The organism is Allobosea psychrotolerans (assembly GCF_002917105.1).
GTDB classification, from domain to species: Bacteria; Pseudomonadota; Alphaproteobacteria; order Rhizobiales; family Beijerinckiaceae; genus Allobosea; species Allobosea psychrotolerans.
The window spans coordinates 234,358-256,499 of the sequence record NZ_PQFZ01000005.1 but is presented as its reverse complement, the minus strand read 5'-3'; the positions used below and the strand labels follow the sequence as shown (position 1 = coordinate 256,499).

The 22,142-nt window shown below is 64.4% G+C and carries 15 protein-coding genes and 1 pseudogene; 5 read left to right on the top strand and 11 right to left on the bottom strand.

All coding sequences use genetic code 11. The annotated features are described in order from the left end of the window. The first annotated feature begins 263 nt into the window (after positions 1-263). From CYD53_RS11270 to CYD53_RS11255, 3 genes are all read left to right on the top strand, one after another. Positions 264-689 carry a DUF1236 domain-containing protein gene (locus tag CYD53_RS11270; protein ID WP_103718181.1) on the top strand — a complete coding sequence of 142 codons (426 nt, stop codon included), beginning with the start codon at positions 264-266 and terminating at the stop codon, positions 687-689. 431 nt (positions 690-1,120) lie between these two features. After that, positions 1,121-3,082 (top strand): hybrid sensor histidine kinase/response regulator, encoded by a 1,962-nt coding sequence (locus tag CYD53_RS11260; RefSeq protein ID WP_103718179.1) that lies wholly within the window; start codon positions 1,121-1,123, stop codon positions 3,080-3,082. Between the two features lie 479 nt (positions 3,083-3,561). Beyond that, positions 3,562-4,476 (top strand): hypothetical protein, encoded by a 915-nt coding sequence (locus CYD53_RS11255; protein WP_146055896.1) that lies wholly within the window; start codon positions 3,562-3,564, stop codon positions 4,474-4,476. A 217-nt stretch (positions 4,477-4,693) separates the two neighbouring features. On the opposite strand, the gene CYD53_RS11250 is transcribed toward CYD53_RS11255, so the two are convergent. The 4 genes from CYD53_RS11250 to CYD53_RS29915 all read right to left on the bottom strand — a co-directional run bounded on the left by CYD53_RS11250 (position 4,694) and on the right by CYD53_RS29915 (position 9,878). Then, positions 4,694-6,574: a DUF3732 domain-containing protein gene (locus CYD53_RS11250; protein ID WP_245928191.1), complete on the bottom strand. Its 1,881-nt coding sequence runs from the start codon at positions 6,572-6,574 to the stop codon at positions 4,694-4,696. 77 nt (positions 6,575-6,651) lie between these two features. Further along, a complete protein-coding gene (locus CYD53_RS11245) occupies positions 6,652-7,131 on the bottom strand; it encodes a three component ABC system middle component (protein WP_103718176.1) in 480 nt (159 codons plus the stop codon). Next, entirely contained in the window at positions 7,128-8,348 is a 1,221-nt protein-coding gene (locus CYD53_RS11240) for an ABC-three component system protein (protein WP_103718175.1), read from the bottom strand. Before CYD53_RS11240 ends, CYD53_RS11245 begins: the two co-directional genes overlap by 4 nt. A gap of 615 nt (positions 8,349-8,963) precedes the next feature. Next, on the bottom strand, positions 8,964-9,878 hold the full coding sequence (locus CYD53_RS29915) for a pPIWI-associating nuclease domain-containing protein (RefSeq protein WP_146055895.1): 915 nt from the start codon (positions 9,876-9,878) through the stop codon (positions 8,964-8,966). Between the two features lie 422 nt (positions 9,879-10,300). Between CYD53_RS29915 and CYD53_RS11230 the strand changes: the two are divergent. Then, a pseudogene (locus CYD53_RS11230) lies at positions 10,301-10,435 on the top strand (IS3 family transposase); the annotation flags it as partial. A 153-nt stretch (positions 10,436-10,588) separates the two neighbouring features. On the opposite strand, the gene CYD53_RS11225 reads toward CYD53_RS11230, so the two are convergent. From CYD53_RS11225 to CYD53_RS11215, 3 genes are read right to left on the bottom strand one after another with little or no spacing between them, the layout of a single operon-like run. Next, positions 10,589-12,079, bottom strand: coding sequence for a glycoside hydrolase family 15 protein (locus CYD53_RS11225; protein ID WP_181011817.1), 1,491 nt, complete (start codon positions 12,077-12,079; stop codon positions 10,589-10,591). Next, complete coding sequence (locus tag CYD53_RS11220; RefSeq protein WP_103718308.1) at positions 12,069-13,355, bottom strand: glucoamylase family protein; 1,287 nt, start codon at positions 13,353-13,355, stop codon at positions 12,069-12,071. The genes CYD53_RS11225 and CYD53_RS11220 overlap by 11 nt, the downstream gene beginning before the upstream one ends. After that, on the bottom strand, positions 13,345-15,174 hold the full coding sequence (locus tag CYD53_RS11215; protein WP_103718173.1) for an ABC transporter ATP-binding protein/permease: 1,830 nt from the start codon (positions 15,172-15,174) through the stop codon (positions 13,345-13,347). Before CYD53_RS11215 ends, CYD53_RS11220 begins: the two co-directional genes overlap by 11 nt. Positions 15,175-15,302: 128 nt before the next feature. On the opposite strand from CYD53_RS11215, the gene CYD53_RS11210 reads away from it, so the two are divergent. Further along, the gene (locus CYD53_RS11210; RefSeq protein WP_103718172.1) at positions 15,303-17,474 is read left to right on the top strand and encodes a glycoside hydrolase family 3 N-terminal domain-containing protein; all 2,172 of its coding nucleotides are present in this window, start codon (positions 15,303-15,305) and stop codon (positions 17,472-17,474) included. On the opposite strand, the gene CYD53_RS11205 is transcribed toward CYD53_RS11210, so the two are convergent. From CYD53_RS11205 to CYD53_RS11190, 4 genes are all read right to left on the bottom strand, one after another. Next, entirely contained in the window at positions 17,471-18,472 is a 1,002-nt protein-coding gene (locus CYD53_RS11205) for a glucokinase (RefSeq protein WP_103718171.1), read from the bottom strand. The genes CYD53_RS11210 and CYD53_RS11205 overlap by 4 nt on opposite strands. 130 nt (positions 18,473-18,602) lie before the next feature. After that, complete coding sequence (locus CYD53_RS11200; RefSeq protein WP_245928190.1) at positions 18,603-19,298, bottom strand: CBS domain-containing protein; 696 nt, start codon at positions 19,296-19,298, stop codon at positions 18,603-18,605. Continuing rightward, positions 19,295-21,697, bottom strand: coding sequence for a phosphoenolpyruvate synthase (gene ppsA / locus CYD53_RS11195; protein ID WP_103718170.1), 2,403 nt, complete (start codon positions 21,695-21,697; stop codon positions 19,295-19,297). The genes CYD53_RS11200 and ppsA overlap by 4 nt, the downstream gene beginning before the upstream one ends. Before the next feature lie 74 nt (positions 21,698-21,771). After that, positions 21,772-22,056: a PfkB family carbohydrate kinase gene (locus tag CYD53_RS11190; RefSeq protein ID WP_245928189.1), complete on the bottom strand. Its 285-nt coding sequence runs from the start codon at positions 22,054-22,056 to the stop codon at positions 21,772-21,774. Between the last annotated feature and the right edge of the window lie 86 nt (positions 22,057-22,142).

Genomic DNA, 22,142 nt, shown 5'->3' with positions numbered 1-22,142 from the left:
AGCGCTGCAAAATGCGAGATCATCGCGCCCTTCAAAGTCTTTGCCTGTTTCGATCGATGCTTCGCAGCAAACCAAGGTTCCGCCGGACCAGCAGGCACTTGCGCAAAGGCTGAATGAGCAACAACGCGGCGGCGAGACAACCCTAAGCAAGCCAACACGGGCAGACGCACGCTAACTCGCTCATTATGAACGGTTATTCATGGAACTGGCGATCAAGCCAGCCGTTTAGATTTGCGGCAGGGGCCATCAAAGGGAGAAGAACCATGATCAAGAATCTTGTTCTGGTCGCCGCGCTCGCTGTTGTTCCCGCGACGGCATTTGCACAGTCGAACTCGGGCGCGGCCGGTGGAGCCGCGAGCGGCGCGGCCACAGGCGCTGTCGGCGGCGCGATCGTCGGCGGACCTGCGGGAGCAGCCGTGGGTGCAGTCGGCGGCGCTGCTGCGGGCGCGATCGTGGGCGGCATTGCGGCCGACCAGCGCACTGAGTTCCGCACCTATGTGACGCAGCAGAAGGTGCCGTCGGTGACGTATCGCGAGAAGGTCGTCGTCGGCGCCACCTTGCCCGAAACGGTGACCTATCGCGAGGTTCCCGCTCGCTACGGCAAGACCGAATATCGCTACACCGTGGTCAACGACAAGACCGTCCTGGTCGAGCCGAAGACCCGCAGGATCGTTCAGATCATCGAGTGATCAAGATGAGCCCACCCCTGTCGGGGTGGGCTCTTTCGATCGGATTCCATGCCGCCGCGGACGCTGTCTACGGGCTGGACCAGATCAGTATCTGCGATGGTCAAGCCGCGCTCGCCGCCGTGGCGATAAGAGACGACCTTTGCGACGAACAGCACCTGTCATGGCCGCCTGAGGCCGGGCATGCCCGATGACCGCAATGTGGGCGGAGCATGTGCGTCGGTATGGCGCCGAACCAGGGAAAGACTGCCATGGCCTGCACGCGCCCGCGGCTTTCGGGCGCCAGTCCGTCGCGTCGCCTCCACCCTTGGATTTCGCTTCCCCACCCAGCTCATGGGCGCATCTGTCAACGCAGCTCGCGCTCATCTGGAACCATTCCTGTGCCTTTGGGTTCTTCTGGGTTGTCCTGGAATGGATTTGGAGCGCTCGACAGTATGGCTTTTCAGGATGACGTCACGGAAGATCGCTATCGCCTGTTGATCGAGGCGGTCACGGATTACGCGATCTACATGCTCGACCCGGATGGCAACATCGTCAGCTGGAACGCGGGAGCGCGGCGTTTCAAGGGCTACGAGGCCCACGAGATCATCGGGGCACATTTCTCGCGCTTCTACACGCCGGAGGATCAGGCGGCCGAATTGCCGTCGAGGGCGCTCAAGATTGCCCAAAGCGAAGGCCGGTTCGAGAACGAGGGCTGGCGCGTCCGGAAGGACGGGACCCGCTTCTGGGCCCATGTCATCATCGACCCTATCATCCACCCCGTGAGCGGACGTGCCCTGGGCTTCGCAAAGATCACGCGCGACCTGACCGAGCGCAGGAAGCAGGACGAGGCCCTGCGGCGCAGCGAGCAGTCCTTCCGGCTCCTGGTCCAGGGCGTGACCGATTACGCCATCTACATGCTCGATGAGCACGGCACCGTCACCAACTGGAATGCGGGCGCGGAGCGCATCAAGGGATATCGGCCCGAGGAGATCATCGGCCGGCATTTCTCCGTCTTCTACACGCAGGAGGAGCGCGAGGCCAAGGTCTGGGAGCGGGCGCTGGCAGTGGCTCGCTCCGCAGGAAACTACCAGACGGAAGGGTGGCGGGTTCGCAAGAACGGCGAGCGCTTCTGGGCTAGTGTCGCGATCGATCCGATCCGCGACGATCAGCTCAACATTATCGGCTTCGCCAAGATCACCCGTGACATGACGGAGCGACGCCAGGCCGAACAGGCCCTGGAGGCCGCACGCGAGGCCCTCTACCAGTCCCAGAAGATGGACGCGCTCGGCCAGCTGACCGGCGGCGTCGCCCACGACTTCAACAACCTGCTGAATGCCGTCGTCGGCAGCCTGGAATTGCTTCGCAAGCAGGTGACGGACGAAAGGCAACTGGGGCTGATCGAGAACGCCCTCAAGGGGGCCACACGTGGGATAACGCTGACCCAGCGCCTGCTCGCCTTCGCCAGGAAGCAGGACCTTCAGGTCAGCTCGGTGAACGTCTACGAGCTCGTCGCCGGCATGACCGATCTTCTGAGCCGCTCGCTCGGGACCTCGATCGAACTGGAGACGTCCTTTCCGATCAGTCTCAAGCCGGTCGCAGCCGATCCCAACCAGATAGAGCTCGCCATTCTGAACCTTGCCGTGAATGCGCGCGATGCCATGCCCGAGGGCGGCAAGATCACGATCTCGGCGAAGAATGAGACGGTCTCCGCAGGGAGCGCCGGTCCGCTGCAGCCCGGCGAATATGTCCGCTTGGCCGTTACGGACACCGGCGCGGGAATGGATCAGGAAACGCTTGCGAAGGCCTCGGAGCCCTTCTTCACCACCAAGGGTGTCGGAAAGGGGACGGGTCTCGGCCTGCCTATGGTGCTGGGCACGGCGGCGCAGCTGGGCGGTCGCCTCGAGCTCGAGAGCCGGGTCGGCGAGGGAACCACCGCCGCGCTGTGGCTTCCGGTCAGCCAGCCGTTGCCTGGGTTGCTTTCAGATGCTCCGGAAGCGAACGCCGAGCCTGCCAAAACGACTCCCTCGATCAGGGTCCTGGCGGTTGACGATGATGCCTTGGTCCTCATGAACACGGTCGCGCTGCTGGAGGATCTGGGGCATGAGGTCGTCGAGGCCGGTTCCGGGCGCGAGGCGCTCAGGATGATGGGCGAGGACGCGGCCTTCGATCTCGTCATCACCGACCAGGCGATGCCGCATATGACGGGGAGCCAGTTGATCTCCGAGCTGAACGAACGGTGGCCCGACATCCCCGTCATTCTCGCGACCGGATACGCCGAGTTGCCCGGCAGTCTGCCGGCACATGTCAAGCGCCTGTCAAAGCCGTTCTGGCAAAAGGACCTTGAAAGGGCCATCGCGGATTCGAAGGCGGGTCAGGCGCGACGCCAGGGGCGCGACTTCGGCGGCCGCGCCTGAGCCGAGGAACATCGCGTGAAGCCTGCCCCGCCTGGCCGTCTCGACGCGGTCGAGGTGGCTGCGCTGCAAGGGCGCAAGCGAGACGACAGCAGGCCGTGTGTTCACCTGTGGCGCGTGAGCCTCAGCCCGGCGCAGGAGCAGCCTGGGTGTTCATCGCCGCCGCCACGGATTGAAGTTCGCTGACGAAGCCGGCCGCGGCCGGATTGCGCCGCTCGCCGCTGCGACAGCCGAGACGCAAATCTCCGCTTTCCCAGGGGCGCCTGGCTGCCGCTCATGGCCCTTAGCGGACGCTGGGAAAGTCCGTTCTGGGGCAGCTTGGCGAGCAGTCCGAGCGAGAGCTCTGCTCAGCCAAATGCGGACGTCCACAACGTTATCTTTTAGGCCGTTCAGTTGGCGCGGCCTTAGGCCTTCCCAGAGCAAGCATCCTCGTCGTAACAGTCTCAGCTGGCTGGTCTCGTAGGTTTGTATTCGGGGGTATGATGGACGAGGTCGATGAGCTTCGAAGCCGGCTGAGTCACGATGACCGACTGCCAGCCGTCCCTAGGTCCGGCAAGCGTATGGAGTGGCGCTATAAGGCCTATGATGACCTCCTTCAGCGCCTTGGCCACAGCGATGGGATGGCGGAGGTAATAGAAGTCGCCCGACGAGATTTTATCGATGGCGCCTATGCATCTGGCGACCCAAGAGGATATCTCATCGAGCGGGCGCGGGCGCAAAAGATTGTCGTTCACGAGCTTGATACCGAAAAACTGCCAGCCCGCGCCGCCGTTCTCTACGTTGTCGGAGCCTATCAACAACTCGATGGTTTTCTGAAGGATCTAATCCGCGAGATTGATCAGGTGTGTCATCGGACGTCCCGCGAGCGCAGTGATAAGGAAGCACCGATTGACTGGGCGCTGGACGTCCTGCCCGGAGGCAAACTCCGTAACACCCGGCGGATATGGCAGGAGCGCTACCTCGTGCTCGAATACTACCGTGTCGTGCGAAACGCGTTCACGCACAAGGTAAAACTGTCCTCGGTTGAAGCCGCATTATGCAAGGCTCGGGAATGGTCGCCGATCTACAAAGCGGACTTCGGTCTTGATGTACCCAATGCTCCGGACCGTCTTACCATCGACGATTTTCTTCTGTTCACGCGAGTGATCAAGTACGTCGCGACCGACTTATGTCGTATCGGGCGCCCAACACGCGCTGAGATCGAGGCCCACGCCATCCGTGAAATCGCATCCGGGAGAAAGTTACGCGCTTTGGATTGGCACACCATTGGCCGAGGGAAAGCAGGAGCGAAGATTCTAGATTTTTACCAGCAAGAATTTCACTTTGACTTAAATTCCGAATTAAATCTACTCGATGATATTATAAACAATAAATTTAAATCAATCGAACGATGTTAGATTCTGTGTTGATAATGCGTGATTACTTATTGTCTATCGAAAGTGTCAGTCTGGTGTTTAGAGCGGACCTATTCGGTCAGCCAACTAGGCGTCAGCTCTAGACGCGTCCTATCAGCGATTCTTTTGAGCTTGTCCGTGGAACGGGTACGTGCCGAAGAGGGGGGCGGCTTTCTACTTTCTCCCATAGGAGACCTTCAGGAGGTCCGCCCTTCGGACATCAAACATCCGGGCGGACAGGCCAGTCATTTGGGATCAGCGCCCGGCCTGAGGACCGCGTCCACCGCTCACGCGTCGAGCCGACATAGCGCGGGTCGTCGGCGAAGTACGCGTGCTCGATCAATAGCACCTGCAGGCCCGTGCGCCTTTGGATTTCCGCGAATAGGAAGTCCAGGTGGCGACGCATCGCTTGGATGTCTTCGTCTTCTTGACCTCCGGCGATCTCGCGCTCGTCCGCATCATCGTCGCGGGCGGGAAAGTAAGGACGGCTAATCTGGTCGAGGACGAGGAGGCCCGGCACCGGAGCCGTGATGGCTTCGAAATGTCTTTGCAGGGCGAAGGAGAGCGCGATGTGGATCGCCAGGTAGTTTTGGTCGGACCCAACGTCGGGCATACGGAGAACCGCGTCGCTGTCTGCCTCAATAAGTACGACTTCCGGGCCCCTGACCGTGAACTCGAGTTCAGATCCGACGCAGGGCGCTACAGTCGGGAGCTGAGCCAAGATATCCGAGGCAAACTGGGAAATCTTGGTCTCCGCGCGCCTGAGCTTGATGCGCTTCGTCTCCCTATCAACCTGAGCCTCAAGCTCAGCAATCTGCGCGCGCAGCACGTTGAGATCCGGAAGCGATTGCCGCGGCTCCTCGGCCGATGCTTCAAGGAAGTAGGACACCCGACCCTGTAGGTGTGCTTTGGCCTGGGCCAAGCTCGCGAGCCGACGTGTGTCTGCGGACTGCTGGAGCCAGCTCCGAATCTGCCCATCAACCTCGCGCAGCCCGTTGTTTAGCCCTCGGATCCTGTCCTGCAGCTCGATCTCGTGGCCCGCCAGGCGAGGCTGCACTCGCTCGATGGCCGCTGACTCCGCTCGCACGACGTCGAGCGTTTGCCGCAGCGCCTGCGCGGTCTCGCGCCCTTTTTCCGAGGGTGCCTCGCAGACCGGGCAGACGCCGGCGATCTTTTGCAAGTCGAGGTGCTCTGCCAGGCCGAGCTTCTTGTGTTGCCGCGTGACTGCGGCTTCGAAGCCATTCGCGTCTCGAAGCGCAGCGCGCGCGGACCGAAGCTGGCCGCGAGCGGCTTCGATATCCACCAAAATGGAAGTCCGCCGCCGCTGTAGTTCGGCGATCTCGCCCTCACCGGGGTACGCATTCGCCGCCGTCGAGGTCGATTGTGCTTGCTGTAGGGACGCCAGAAGCTCGGTCTCCGACGCGCCCTCCGCAGGCGGTGGTGTTAGGCCTAGCCGGCCCGCTTCAACAAGGAGACCAAAGGCCCGTTGCCGAAGCGCCGTGTCAGCCTTCGCGCGGGCAGAGGCTTTGGCCTCTTCTCGGTCGAGCGTGCGTTGCAACTGTTTGAGCCGGCGCTCCTGGATAGCGCTCGCGTCGTCGATTGCCCCTAGAAAGTAAGGCATTGAAGCCACGAGATCAGGGGCTTTGTCGGCTCGCTCCAGCCCATGAAGCAGCACGGTCTCGCTGTCGATGACCTCCTTTGTCACGAAGAGGTAGGGGGTCGCATGACGAACGGTCGCACGTCCGCGAACCGTGCGGCCCGGCTCGGCTTCACCCCCCAGATCGCCAATGCCAAACGCCCGCTCGATCTGCGCCTTGGCCGATTCCAAATTCGTCGGGCCGACGAAATCATTGATTGTCGCGGGTATTGGAAGGTTTCGACCCGTCATCACGAAAAGCTGCGTGCTGGTCGCCTGCCCGACAGGCGGGATGATCCGGCCGACGACGATTTCCTCGTTGCCGCGGACCCATTTGACCCCCACGGCGACGCTTCGACGCCGGATGTGGGCCGGCAGTTCGCACTGACCGGAGCCTAGGCAATAGTCGATCGCCTTGATCAGCGCGGACTTTCCCGTGCCGGATGCGCCCGTGATGATGTTCATCGCACCAGGCTCAAGGTCGACGTCGCGCCGAGCTCCGCCGACCCCGAGAAAGAAGATGCTAGCGATATTCCAACGGCTCATACGGTCAGCCCCATCATGCTAAAGACCGCACGCTGCGAACCTACAGCCGCAAGCCAGTAACCCATCCGCTCTGCACGCTTCATCGCACCGGCGACGGCTTCGCCTGACCTGGCGCTCGTCACCTTCTTCATCGGAGCGGGCCCGCGAAGGATGTGGGCGCCTTGCCATCTCAATACTTGGGAGAAGCAGCCGAAGCGTAGGCCCTCCGTGACAATGCCGAGCGACGCGTCAACCCGGATGGCCAAGTCAATCAGAATGCCAGGGTTTCGGTCCAACCATACTGCAAGACCAGTGTTGCGGTTTGTCCCGTCGAAAGTTTGGGCCAGCTCGTTGGAGATGACGAGGGGAAGGGCGAGATAGGCGAGGGGAGCTTCGGGGCCGCCAGGCCAAGCTTCCTGGAAGGTGGATGTGAAAGCTACGAGGACGTGTGCGCAAAAGGCCGGATTTGTTTCGGCGAAAATGTCATGAGCGATCATTCACCGCCGTCCTTCAGCAGGTCGACATATTCAGGATGCCAGCCAACACGCAGGTCGATCGCGAGCACCTGGTAGGAGCCCCGAACGTAATAGGGTGCTGACCATTTCTCGGCGATTGGTCTGACCTTTGCCGGAGCTTCGTCGTGTGTCCAACGGAGCATTTCGAGGCCCCGCTCACGCTTCACGGTGTCCTCGACCTCAGAGCAATCCTCGACCATCTGGCCGTGCTTGTCCGACCAGGCTTCCTCGAGTACCTGATCGTACTGGCTGACCACAGTTCCCATGGCGGAGTTATCGTTAAGCCACTTGGCCCGCTGCTCCCGAGCGCGCCACTCTTCACGAATAGCCTTGGAAAGGTCGGAGTTACCCCCTGCAACAAGCTTGATTTGGCGGGCGACCATGCCGTCGGGCTGATAGTCGCCGGGGGGCAACAGAAGTTCGAAATCTGCCTGCAGCGTGCTGCTTTCGAGATCAGCGATGACCGATGTGATCTGGGCCTGGAGTTCGGCGCGGGTGACGATTGGATCGCGCTTGCCGCAAAGTGCGTGGACGACCTCCGTATCCCACCATCCGAGGAGGCGTTTCACCACGTCCGCGCGCTGCTCCGGGGCGATGAGGGTGAGGTGTTGCGCGGCCAGAACCTCGACCTGATCGATGGGAGGGCTGTCCGGCTTGATCAAAATGCGCCGCAGCAGGTTCGAGCGAACAGCCGGTTCTAGATCCAAGAAGGCGGCGCAACCATCGGCGCGGTCGTCGTGGGGCAGCTTCGTCCCCGCGGACTTGGCCGCTGCTCGGGCGTCGTGGACTAGCTGAGCCTCGGCGATTAGCGAGGCGGCAAGGTCGTCGCGGTCGGCGTCGAGGTCGAGTAGGGCGTTGAGCGGGCTTGCCGCACCCAATGGACCGACAACAACCAGGTGCATTGTCGTTTGTGCGAGCTCGACGTGGATAAGGGCATCGATCCAAACCTTCAGAGTGCGCCAGAGCGCCCGCGACTTCATCGTGATGGGCGGCGGGACCGCTTTGATCGAGTGCTTCAGTTGATAGAGCAGAAGATGACCGTCGACCTTGAGTTCAACGTCGTCGAGTCGCTCGATTCCGACGCCCGCATCGTCACCGGTCTGTTGGAGGAGCGTCAGAAATGCAAAGTAAGTCTGATAGTAGAAGCCTAGGGCGGCGTCTTCGGCAGTGTGGATAGTAGCCGGCGGTTGGACGCTCATCTCGCGAACTCAAAATTTGCTCGACGACGAGCCGCGTTCCTGCACCCACGCGTTGACATGTTTCCGTCTCCACCCCTGAGGCGACAAGCTACTCAATAGCACGTCGTCCCGAAAGGCCGCGTTGAAGAGAGTCTATTCCGGACCGCTCAACGTGAAAAAGAGGAAAGTAATGCAGGGGCGGGCGCAAGTGAGGATCCTCATTCGGAAACCAAAATATTCCACTCTAACGAAAGTGGCCAGACGCTAGGTGGTGACATTCGCGGTGATAGACCAACGCGCTTAGTCAGGATCTTTCACACCTTGGCCGCCGGTCAGGCAGAGTTCGTCCCACTGGGGATGTGGCGATCGCGGCGCCTCTATTCGCATGAGTAAACCTATGCGAAGGCGATGGCAGGGACGGTAACGGTGGACGAAATGAGCCTGCGGATCGGCTAGGTGCAGGCGGATTCAATTTTTCTGATGTCCGCTTCCTGGCGAATTGCCAATTTCTGCTTATGGCGCACCGCGGCTGGCATCGGTGAAACCACCGAACGCCGACTTGGGTAGGAGGCTGACATTCGCCGGGCTTCTCAAATTGACGAGATTGCCAAGGCTCGGCTTTTTGGCACGCGAAGTTCACTCGTAGAAGGATGAATTGTCGACGCGGATATCAACGGCTTCCGTCGCAAACACTGTTGGGGCGATTGCCTTTGATGTAACCGTCGCGCGATATGGAAAGGCGTCGTCGATTTCCGCACCGTCGCCCCTGCGCCGGTCCGAACCTGACCCGTACTGCAAGGTCACAAATACCGTGCCTTGGACTTCAAATTTCACTTCACGAGCTCCGATCTCAATCACCGAAAGGTGCTCGGATTGATGTTCATCCACAATGGTGTGAGTCGACAACTCGTCGAGTTCCTGCACGACATCGCCGATCAGGCGGTCCAGAACAGCTTGATCAACGTGATCGGCGAGTTTATGCGCAACGGCAGCTCGGCATTCACGAGCAGACTCGAAGAGATTCAGAAGAGCTTCGAGGCTGGCGGCCCCTAAATTAAGAACTTTACGGCTATCATTGAGTACGGTCTCTGATTTAACGTGCGTCACAGCGTTTAGCTTGGACATAGCATCAGTAAGCGGCTTAATCGTTGCTTTCGGATCGAGCGAGAGCTCTTCCTCAACAAACTTCGGCAGAAGCCCGCCTTGCGAGATGTAGGTGGCGCGCTGCGCTCGTGTTGGTCCTGTCGTATCTTTCTCCTGGGCATACCACTCGCAGCGCTTCAATTCGTCGTCAGGAGCCAGTGTGTGTAGGACATGGGTCACCAATTCCCGCAACGCAGCGGCGAAAAGGTTGCCTCGAATTGGGTTTTCTTTGTCCCTTCCAACTCTAAATGCACCCTTGAGAACCAACGCCATGAACTGGTCATTGGGGCGTTCCGCGCGCAAAGCCTTACGTTGAGCGCGGAGGCTCGACCACGTCACGACTGTTAGCGACGATACTGGCGATCCCTTCAAAGATTTTACTGCTTTGAGCTTGGATTGGCCGTTCATCGATCAAACCTTCAAGGCGTAGTGCAAAGTTCGAACACATCGCCGCTCCTCACGGACGGGGCGGCGTAGAGCATTGCGGGAGGGTCGAACTGGGTCGAGTTCAGTCTTTCATCCCGCCCTCAATAACGGAGCAACTCACGTATCCAAGCGACAGGCGTTTAGATCTGCGCTTAGGCATCAAGCCAATTTCCGCTCTTGGCGCAAGCGAGACGAGAGCAGCAGGCCGCGTGTTCACCTGCTTCGCCTAAGCCTCAGCCTGGCGCAGGAGCAGCCTGGGTGGGGCTGTTCATCGCCGCCGCCACGGATTGAAGTTCGTCAACGAAGCCGGCCACGGCCGGATTGCGCCGGTCGCCGCTGCGACAGCCGAGACGCAAGTCTGCGCTGTCCCAGGGGAGGTCTAGTTGCCGCTCATGGCCGCGCAGATGAGACAGAAATCCGGGCCGGAGAAAGCGCCGGCAGAGCAGGTCGCGAAGGATATCCGTCGCGCGACGCGTCGGCAGTCCGCCGAAGAGACGATCCGCATTGTGCTGGAAGGCGTGCCCGGCAAGGACGCGCTGCCTCCCGAGATCGCTTACCATGCGGTGCGCGAGGATCTCGCCGTGCTGGATGATGCCGCCTCCGGCGGGGCGGCGCCGGTCGTGCCGCAGTTCATCTCCCCGGCGGCCCCCCTCATGCTGGACCGCCACACATGGCGGGCAGGCCTTCTTCGGCTATGCGACATCGGCTCGACATACCGAGGCCCTCACTGCCGCGGCCGTGATGAAGGCGGCGTAGCTCCAACCGAGGTTCTTGGCTGATGTCTGCCGACCGCTGTCGCGGTCGAGTTGTTCCGACAACTCGCCTGAAGGCGGGGTAAAGTGTCGCACCAGCGCCATGATCGCATCGCCCCTGCCTGCAAGCGCGGCGACAATCGTTTCCCGCTCTGCCCGGTTCGGAGGCAGTTCGCAGCCGGCGACGATCGCTTTGCCGAGGAAACGAGAGAAGAACGGGCGATTGCATGTGGTGAGCGGCACGCTGCGGCCGGCCTGAACGGCAACCGCCAGCCGATAGTAGAACTCGGCGACGCCGAGCGTTGCGAAATAGAAGGCGCCACCGCCGAAATAGACGTCCCCCGGATAGCGCCCGACGGCCGGGACGGCTCCGGGTTCAAGCCCGGCATTGATGGCGAGTGCCTCGGTGAAGAATGCCTCCAGCCGTGCCAGCGTGGCATGCACCCGCGGATCGAGGACACTATGGGCTCCGACGGGCAGATCGGCATGAACGACCGCGAGGATGGTGGCGATGTCGAGCTCTCTCGCGGGATCTCCGGCGGTCACGTCTCTTCGGCTGAGATAGAACCCCTTTGCCTGCGACCAATAGGCGCCGAGTGCCCGATCGAGCCCACGAACCTCGGCGCGGTAGCGGCTGGCCCGCAGCCGATCGCCGGCCCCTTCGGCCCAGAGGGCACCGCGCGCGAGTGCCGTCCGCTGCACCAGATGAGTATAGTAGTGGAGCCCCTTTTCCTCTTCCCAGATGTCGTAGCAGGGCTCGAGCCAATGGGCGGCGGTGTAGTCGAGGTCGCCGACGAGCAACTCGCCCATGTCGTGCCGCACCGGGCCACGGACGATGTCCGCCCAGCGCAGGAGCGTCAGCGCCCGCAGGGCCGGCCCGTCATTCTGCGGTCGTCCCCATCTGGTGATGTCGAGCGTGCCGTCGGGATTGACGCGCACTTCGCCGCGCAGGCTGTCGCCGGTCAGACGCGCCAGTTCGTCATCCGACCGCACATATTGCAGGAAGACCGGATCGGCCCGGCGGCGGATGTCCCGGATCTCCGCGAGGAAGGCCGGGCCGCTGAGACGACTCGCCGCCAGACTAAACGCGACGAAGTCAGCAAAAGAGGCCATCGCCTCGTCGCCGAGCGCGTCGTTCTCGACGAGCACCCTCACGGCATCGATGATCAGCGCCGAATCCCGTAGCCAGTGGAAGGTGTAGTCGGGATCGCCCTCCTGGACGGCCGGCGGCGCCGCGAGCACGGAGCCCGCCTTCGGCACGATGAACTGGCCGAAGGCCCGTCTGTCGCAGACGAGATCGGTGGCCGAGACGAGGCGCAGCATCGCCGCGGCGGCGAAGCGGCCTTCCTGTTCGATCCAGTTGTCGAGCGACGTTTCCACGCCGGTCGATGCCCGGCGCGGCCGGGGCCCGGCCGCAAACCTATGCACCATGGCCATTGCTCCTGAGGCCGAGTCGCGCCAACGCCCGGCCGACCTCCGGGCAGCTCATGAAGAGCTTCCACAGCAGGCCGGTCCTGTGGTTCTCGATCATCACGACGATCGGCCCCTGATCGATTGCGATCGAGTCCGCAGAAGCCCACTGCCCGCGCGTGCTGAAGCCGGAGGTGAAGCCGCACTCGCCCCAGATGCGGTCGCCCAGCACGAGGAAATGCCGCAGCGCGGCGATGGCCTCGGCCGGCACATAGGGCATGCTCGACAGCGCTGCCGTCGGGGCGATGACGCCCGGATCGTGATCCGGCGTATGAACGTCATAGCCGTGCGGGCCGTCGCTCGCGGTCAGGCCCCAGCACTGCGGCCCGTAGCCGGGATGTCCGTTCGGGTTCTTGACGCTGTGCCGATAGTGGATCAGCGCGTGCCGGACGTTTTGCTGCCAGTAATCGGCATAGCGATCGACGAGTCCGGCGGGCGAGAGCCCCAGGAAGGAATAGTGGGCGAAGCAAAGTGGTCCGCCAAAAGCCGGGCCGAGCGGCAGTTCGAGGCCGTAATAGCGCTGGCCATTGACGAAGTCGGGCCCCGCAGCCCAGCCCCGGTGGTACGCCTCAGCGTCGATGGCGTGATCGGGCGAGGCGGCGGCCAGCACATAGGCGATGAGGCACTCGTTCCAGCCGCGGATCTGATGGTCGCGCGCCCAGCCATGGTTCGGGCTCCAATGCCAGTAGAGCACCGGCCTGCCGCCGCGGGTGTGCCAGTTCCATTCGACGCTGCGCCATAGCCGGTCGATCATCTCGCGAAGGGCCGCCTCCGCGGCCGTATCCCGGGAGAAATACTGACGGGTCGAGAGCAGCCCCTGGAAGAGGAAGGCCGTCTCGACGATGTCGCCCCCGTCGTCCTTGGCGCCGAAGGGCACGGTCGCGCCTGTGCGGCCGTCGATGAAATGGGGGAAGACGCCGTGGTACCGTGGCACATCGGCGAGATGCCGCAGGATCTTTTGCATCCGGGCGAGCGCCTCGTCGCGGCCGATCCAGCCGCGTGCGGCGGCGACGATGATCGCCATGACGCCGAAGCCCGAGCCACCGATGGCGACGAGGTCGCCGCCCTGCCCATGCTTGTCGAGCCGGTCCCGGGCGAGCCCACAGACAGGATGGGCGAAGTCCCAGAAGAAGCGGAAGGTCTGCCGCTGGATGAGGTCGAGCAGCGCCGCGTCGGACGGTGCGCAGGCGCCAGCCGCCAGGAACGGCGCGGCTCGGGGATGCTGTTCAGGGCGCATCGAGGGCATTCCCGGTCACCATTGCCGCCGCCGGCCCGATGCGGCGTGCCTCCACGCGGCTCGGCCAGGGGCAGGGGGTCGAGTGCAGGGCGAGATGCACGAGCCGGTGATAGAAGCCGTTGAGCGCTGCGCGGCGGCCAATGCTGACCACTCCCGTCGCGGCGAGCTCCTTCTCGAAGATCGACAGGACGAGGCGGCGATTTTCCTCCTCGATGGTGTCGATCGCCTCGTCCATGATCACCCAGCGCGGCTCGTGCAGAAGCAGCCGGGCGAAGGCGACGCGCTGCTGCTCGTCCAGGGTGAGCTCGCGATCCCACCGACGGGTCTTGTCGAGGGCGGGGGTCAGGTGCGCGAGACCCGTCCGATGGAGCGCCGCGCGCAGCGCCTCATCGTCATGCGGCCTCGACGGAACCGGGTAGAGCAGCGCCTCACGCAGCGAACCGAGCGGCAGATAGGGTCGCTGCGGCAGGAACATCATGCTCTCCCGCGGCGGTAGGCGCAGGCGCCCACGCCCCCAGGGCCACAGGCCGGCTATGGCCCGGAAGAGCGTGCTCTTGCCCGAGCCGGGGGGCCCGACGATGAGCAGGCGCGTGCCCGCGGGAACATCGATCACCACCTTATCGAGCACGGAGCAACCCGCTGCCGAGGTCAGCTCGAGCCGGTCGAAAGCCATGCCGCCCTGGGGATGGTCTTCAATGACAATGCGGTCGAAACCCTCTCCGACGACGTCGAGCGCCGCGAGCGCATCGCGAAACGCCTTGATCCGCAGGAAGGTGGCATGCCAGTCGGCGATCCGACCGTAATTGTCGATGAACCAGCGCAGCGCCTGCTGGACCTGCAGGAAGGCCGCGACCGCCATCATCAGCTTGCCGAACGACAGGCTGCCGCCGAAATAGCCCGGCGCCGCCACAAGGACGGGGGCGATGATGGCGAACCAGCCATAGCCGGCCGTGACCCAGGTCAGCCGCGCCGTCATGCGCACGATGCTCTGCAGGACACCGATGACGCGGTCGAGCTCCTCGCGCAAATGCTTGTGTTCGGTGCCTTCTCCCGCATGCAGCGAGATCGCATCGAGATGCTCGTTGACACGCACCAGGGTGAAGCGGAGTTCCGCCTCGCGGGTGTAACGCTCAGCGTTCAGCGCGACGAGCGGACGGCCGACACGCCAGCTGAGCCAGGAGCCGGTGGCGGCATAGATGAGCGCGCACCAGACCATATAGCCGGGAATGGCGATGGTCTGATCGCCCATGACAAAGGCTACATCGCGCGACAGGATCCAGAGCACCCCGACGAAACTGACAAGCAGGAGGGCGGCCTGCAGCAGCCCGATGCCCAGATCGGCCGACAGCTCGCTGAGATGGCGCGCATCCTCGTGGATGCGTTGGTCGGGATTGACGCCGATCTCGCCGGCCAGTGCGAGATGGACGGCGCGCCGGGGCCCGAGCCAATCGTCGAGCAGGCTGCCGGTGAGCAGTTCGCGCAGCCTGACCTTGACGGTCTCGTGAAGCCAGTTCTGCGCCACGTTGAGGACGAGGAGCCCGCCCGCGATGTAGAGGAAAACGAGCGTCTGTTGGGCGAAGGCGGCCAGATCCTTCTGCGCCAGAGCATCGTAGAAGGGCTGGTTCCATGCGTTCAGCCAAATCTGCCCGACGACCGTGGCGACGATGACCGCGAACAGTCCGAGCACGAGCCAGCCGAGCCTGGCTGCCTCCGGCGTCGACCATAGCCTGCGCACGAATTTGCCGACGCGCGAGCCCGTCGCCCGGATGCCGGGCATCCGACGAGGCGGAAGCGTGAACGGTTCGCCGACATGAGACATCGTCGACCCTGCTCCCCTTGTCGACTTTGGCAAGCTTAGGGCGTCCCATCCGCCATTCTTTGATCCAGGTCATTTCATCCAGCACCGCTCAGGGCGAAGCTCGCGACAGACCAGCGAGGCAACCAGTCATGGCCAAAGTTATCGAGGCACTCCTTGCAGCCATGACTTTGGAGGAGAAGATCGGTCAGCTCACCATGGCCGAGGGGTCCGGGCACGGAACGACTCGCGACGTGCAATCGGCAATTCGCGAGGGCAGGCTGGGCAGCCTGCTCAATGTGCACGGCTCCGAGATCGTGCGCGAGCTGCAGCGTCTCGCAATTGAGGAAACGCGGCTCGAGATTCCGCTCCTCTTCGGCCTCGACGTCCTGCACGGTCATCGAACGATCTTTCCGATCCCGCTGGCGGAGGCTGCGGCCTTTGACCCGCCCCTGTGGGAGGCGACTGCTCGAGCCGCTGCGGCGGAAGCTTCGCGCGACGGCATCATGCTCACCTTCGCGCCCATGCTCGACCTCGCACGCGATCCGCGCTGGGGCCGCATCGCCGAGAGCCCCGGCGAGGATCCGCTTCTCGGCAGCCGTTTCGCCTCGGCGAAGGTGCGCGGCTTTCAGGGGCGCTCTTTGTCCGATCCGACGAGCCTTGCTGCCACCGCCAAGCATATCGGCGCCTACGGGGCTGTCACCGCCGGACGCGAGTATGCCTCCGGCGACCTCTCGGAACGCACCTTGCTCGAATTGCACCTTCCGGCGTTCAAGGCTGCCGCGGATGCAGGCGTTGCCGCGATCATGGCCGCCTTCACCGATATCGCCGGCGTGCCGGCGCACGCCAATGTGACGCTGCTTCGGAAGACATTGCGGTGCGCCTGGGGTTTCGAGGGCGTCGTCATCAGCGATTACGGCGCGGTTGCGGAGCTTGTCCCGCATGGCGTTGCTGCCGACCTCGCCGAGGCCGCGGCCCTGGCGCTGACCGCAGGCATCGACATCGACATGATGGGCGATGCCTACCGGCGCGGCTTGCCTGCCGCGCTGGCGCGCGGGCTCGTTGGGCTGGAAGCCGTGGATGCAGCCGTCATGCGGGTCCTTCGCCTCAAGGAGCGCCTCGGTCTGTTCGATGAGCCCTATCGCGGATTGTCGCGGGACGCGCCGGCCGATGACGGCCTCGGCCGAGACCTCGCTCGCGAGGCGGCCCGGCGTTCCATCGTCCTGCTGACCAATGACGGTGTCCTGCCGCTGCCGCCCGGCCTGCGGCGCATCGCCGTGGTCGGTCCGCTCGCGGACGCGGCCCGGGCGATGCTGGGGCCCTGGGCCGCCATAGGCGAGGGTACGGACGCCACGACCATCGCCGACGGCCTGCGCCTGGCATTGCCGGATTGCGTCGTCGATGTCTCGGCCGGCGTTTCGATCGCCGGCTCTGATACGCACGGGATCGCGGATGCCTGCCGCATTGCCGAGACGGCCGATATCGTCGTGCTCTGCCTTGGCGAGGACGAGACGATGAGCGGCGAGGCCGGCAGTCGCGCCCACCCGGAATTGCCGGGAGCGCAGCGGATACTCGCGGAGGCGATTCTCGATCTCGGAAAGCCGGTCGTCGCCCTCATTGCCTCTGGACGACCGTTGATCGTGCCGTGGCTGGTGGAGCGCGCCTCGGCGGTGCTCGCGACGTGGTTCCTCGGCCAGGAGGCGGGCCACGCCATCGCCGACGTGCTGATCGGCGCCGCAAATCCGAGCGGACGCCTGCCGGTGTCCTGGCCGCGAGACGTCGGGCAGATCCCGATCTTCTATGCCGAGCGCCCGACTGGGCGGCCGGAGATCGCTGCGAACCGCTTCACCAGCAAATATCTCGATGTGCCGGCGACGCCGCAATTCCCCTTCGGCCACGGGCTGTCCTACAGCCGCTTCGTCCTGTCGGGACTGCGCTCGACGACGACCGAAATACGCCGGGGGCAGCATATCGAGATCGCGGTCGACGTCACCAATGAAGGACCGGTGGCGGGCGAGGAAACCGTGCTGTTCTTCATTCACGATCCGGTCGCGAGCGTCGCTCGTCCGTTGCTCGAACTCAAGGATTTCGCGAAAATCCGCCTCAGGCCTGGCGAACGCGGAACGGTGACGTTCACGCTCACGAGCGAGGCATTCATCTTTGCTGGGCGCAGCCTCGCACCGGTGCTCGAGGTGGGAGAGATCGAGCTCTTCGTCGGAAAAAGCGCTGACAGGGGCAGTCTGTTGCGGACGAGCATCCGCGTCATCGTCGCTCAGGACCGCTTGGCCGATCAGCCTGTTTCAGTCCGATCGGATCCGGTCTAGGCGCCGGGGCGGCGCCACTCCCACATGTCGAAAATGAAGCGACCCGGATCGGCGACGAGGCGGCAGAGGCCGGTCAGGCCCGGCTCCGGATCCACGACGACGACGGTCGCGATATTTCGGACGAGGTTCTCGAACGGCGCCTTGCGCTCGAACGCCGTGCGGAAGCCACCATCGGCGAGCATCGGAATCATCCGCGGCGCAATGCCGCCGGCGACGAAGACACCGCCCGTCGCCGAGAAGATCAGAGCGAGATCGCCAGCGAAGCGTCCGAGTAGCTGCGCAAAGATTCCCAGGGTCGCGGAGGCGAGATCGTCGGCGCCGGCGAAGCCGCGGCCGACGATCTCCGCTGGCGTGAGCCGCAGCGGCTCGGCACCGCGGCGCATCGCCAAGGCCCGGTAAAGACGCGCAAGGCCAGGCCCGGACAGCACCGTCTCGCTCGTCAGGCGACCGTGCGCCCGCTCGAGCAGAGGCCAGAGCGAGAACTCCTCCGCCTCGCAGGCGCCGAATTCCACATGGCCCGCCTCGGTCGGCAGCACGGCGAAGCGCTCGCCCATCGGCACCAGAGCGGCGGCGCCGAGTCCGGTGCCGGGACCGAGAACGAGGCGCGCTCCGCCGTCGCCCGGAGCGACCGGGCCGAGTTGCTCGGAAAAGCCCGGTGCCGGGTCGCCTATTGCCATCGCTACCGGCACGTAATCGTTCATGAGCACGACGTGATCGATATCGAGGTCACGGCCGATCCGCTCGGCGTCGAGGGTCCAGGCGGCGTTGGTGAGATGGACGACGGGCGCGCCGACCCGCGTCGCGGCTGCGAGCAGCACCGTGCGCGGCCGCGCCGACGCCGTGTCCCGCAGAGCTGCAGCAATGGCGGCGGACGGATCAGAATGATCGGCAGTCGGCCGCTTCGCCAGCATTACGAAGGCGCTCCCCGGCCCGGGGATCAGCGCAAAGCGCGCATTGGTGCCGCCGATGTCTCCGATCAGGACGGGGAACTGGAACATGCCTCGGGCTCCGGACCTGGGGGGCGCCGCATTTGGCCGATAGCTGAGCGCATCAGCGGCAGGCGGCCCTGATCACCATGGTGGCCAGCGCCAGCCTCCACCTCGTTCCGCCGTCGCGGCCGGCGGACGGTCACATCGGCCAATGAGGCAGAGGGCGCTCGACGCGAACGCGGTCGACCACCTCTCCGACACCGGGCACGCTCTCCGCCACGACGCGCAGCGCCTCGCGCAGCCGTTCGTCGCTGACCACCCCGTTGAGCTCCACCTTGCCGCCATTGACGACGACATCGACCGAATCCGTCGAGATCCAGCGCTGCTTCTCGATCTCGTCGAAGATGCGCCGGCGGATGACGAGATCATCCACCGAGACCTTGGCGGCGTCATCGAGCCGGCGCGCCAGAACACGCAGGAAGTTCGCCCGGCTCACGATGCCGATCACCTTGCCGTCGCGCACGACCGGCAGGCGCTTGAAGCCGCGCCGCTCCATCAGCACCACCACGTCGGCGAGCGGAGTCTCGGGCGCGACGCTCTCGGGATCATGCGTCATCACGTCGGAGACCTTGCGGCCATGGCTGCGGACGTAGTCCTCCGCCCGTGCGGCGGGCTCCATCAAAAAGGAGAGCCAACGCGGCCGCTCCTGCTCGGTGCCGGCTTCTGCGCGTCGCAACAGGTCGCGTTCCGTCACCATGCCGACGAGTCGCTCGTCATCGTCGATCACCGGCAATCCGCTGATGCCGTGATGAAGCATCAATTGCACGGCAGTAAGGACGGCCGTGCCCGGACGGACCGTGGCCGCACCAAGCGTCATGATGTCGCCTGCATTCATGATCGTGTCTCCTGATCTAGCTTGCGCTCTGCGGCAGCGACGGCCTGCTTGACGGCGACGAAGCTGTCGGGGCTGACGGATACCGAATGGATGCCCGCCTCGACGAGAAAGGCCGCAAAGGCCGGATTGTCGCTCGGCGCCTGACCGCACAGGCCGATCTTGGCGCCGGCGGCGCGGGCCTCTGCGATGACACGCGCGATCATCCATTTCACCGCCGCGTCCTCCTCGTCGAAGAGCGAGGCGAGTTCGGCCGAATCGCGGTCGACGCCAAGGGTGAGCTGGGTGAGGTCGTTGGAGCCGATCGAGAAGCCGTCGAAGCGGGCGGCGAAATCGCGCGCAAGGATGACGTTCGAGGGGATCTCGCACATGACGTAGACCTCGAGCCCGTCTTCGCCGCGTTTCAGGCCATTCTCGGCCATCACGGCCAGCACCTTGTCCGCCTCGGCGGGAGAGCGGCAGAACGGGATCATGACCACGACGTTGCGGAATCCCATCTCGTTGCGCAGCCGCCGGATCGCCCGGCATTCGAGCGCGAAGCCCTCGCGATAGAGCGGCGAATAGTAGCGGGACGCGCCGCGGAAGCCGATCATCGGATTGTCCTCGCGCGGCTCGAACCCAGCGCCGCCGATGAGCCCGGCATATTCATTGGTCTTGAAGTCGCTCATCCGGACGATGACCGGCTTCGGATGCACGCTCGCCGCGAGCCGGGCGAGGCCGCGGGCGAGCTTCTCGACGAAATACTCCGTCCGATCGGGATAGCCCTCGGTCAGCGTCGCGATCGTGCGCTTCGCCTCCTCGTCACGCAGCTCCTCGTAGCGCACGAGCGCCATCGGGTGGATGCGGATGGCGTTGCTGACCACGAATTCCATGCGCGCGAGCCCGACGCCGTCGGCCGGCAGTCGCCACCAACGGAACGCCGCGGCCGGATTGGCGAGGTTGACCATGACCTGCGTCCGCGTCTGCGGCAGCGCCGACACGTCGAGCGCCTCCTCCTCGACCTCCGCGATCCCGTCATAGACGAACCCTTCGGCACCTTCGGCGCAGGACACCGTCACATCCTGCCCCTCATGCAGCAACTCGGTGGCATTGCCGGTGCCGACGATGGCCGGCAGGCCGAGTTCGCGACTGATGATCGCGGCATGCGAGGTGCGCCCACCGCGGTCGGTGACGATGGCCGCCGCCTTCCTCATGATCGGCACCCAGTCCGGGTCCGTGGTCGAGGTGACGAGGATCGCGCCGTCGACGAAGCGGCCGATATCCTCGGCCCGCTCGATGAGGCAGACCCGGCCCGTGATCGCGGCGTCGCCGATGGCGCTCCCCGCGGCGAGCCGGCGCCCCTTGCGCGTGATCCGGTAGGTCTTGGCGTGGGCGGCGCTGCGCCCGGCCTGGACGGTCTCCGGCCGCGCCTGGACGACGAAGATCTCGCCGGTTCCGCCGTCCTTGGCCCACTCGATGTCCATCGGGCAGCCGTAATGGGCCTCGATCGTCGCGGCCCAGCGCGCCAGGGTCAGGATCTCGGAATCGCTCAGCACGAAGGCGGCACGCTCGGCCTTCGAGGTCGGCACCAGGCGGGTCGGCGCGTCGCCTGCCGCGTAGATCAGCTTCTGCGCCTTCTCCCCGCAGCTCTTCTCGATGATCGGCGACAGGGCGGGATCGCCGAGCAGGGGCTTGAAGACCTGGTATTCGTCCGGCACCACGCTGCCCTGGACCACCGTCTCGCCGAGACCCCAGGCGGCGTCGATCAGCACGACCTTGTCGAAGCCGGTCTCGGTGTCGATGGTGAACATGACGCCGGCGCTGCCGAGGTCGGAGCGCACCATGCGCTGCACCCCCACCGACAGCGCCACCTTCATGTGGTCGAAGCCCTTGGCCTGCCGGTAGCTGATGGCGCGATCGGTGAAGAGCGAGGCGTAGCAGCGGCGGCAGGCACCGAGTAGCGCGGCTTCGCCGCGGATGTTGAGGAACGTCTCCTGCTGGCCGGCGAAGCTGGCATCGGGCAGGTCCTCCGCCGTGGCGCTGGAGCGCACCGCGACATCGAGCTCGCCGCCTCCGGAGCGCTCGCACAACAGGCCGTAGGCCTGGGTGATCGCCCGGGCAGTCTCCTTGGGCCAGTCGCTGCGCAAGATCAGGCTGCGGATGGCGTGCCCGGTTTCACTGAGCGTCGCCTTGCCGGCATCGAGATCGGCGAGGCGCGCGGTGATCGGCCCGACCAGCCCGTTGGCGTCGAGATAGTCCCGATAGGCCTCGGCCGTCGTGGCGAAACCCTCCGGCACCCGGATGCCCTTGGCGGCGAGCGCCCGCATCATTTCGCCGAGCGACGCATTCTTGCCACCGACGCGCGCGATCTCGTCGCGCGACACGGTCTCGAACCAGGCGATGGGTGACAATCCCTGCGACATCGCTCCATCTCCCAGAGGCACCGGCTTTGGCCAGTCTCGGGCTTCGGCCGGCACAAGACCTTGACCTTGATCAATCAAGCGATCCGCTCGCCTTGCCCCGTCTCTGCATAGAAGCGCTTCGCGTCCTTGCGCCCACACGGGGCGGTGCCAGGCGTCGGCACCGCAGCTGCGCCGGCCGCAAGGCCCAGCCGCAGGGCCTCCTGCGGCGCCCATCCTTTCGCATGTGCAAAGATCATCGCCCCGAGAAAACTGTCGCCGGCCCCGACAGCCGAGCTCGCGACGATCGCTTCGGGCTTGTGGCCCCGGATCTCCGCTTCGCTGCGTCCGGGATGACGCGCGCGGCCATGAAAACGCGGCATGCTCTGGAGCATTTTCGCGTTTCTCCAAATCGCAGAAATGCCCTAGTTCCTTGTTTTAACGCGTTTTCTTCACGCGAACCGGTGTC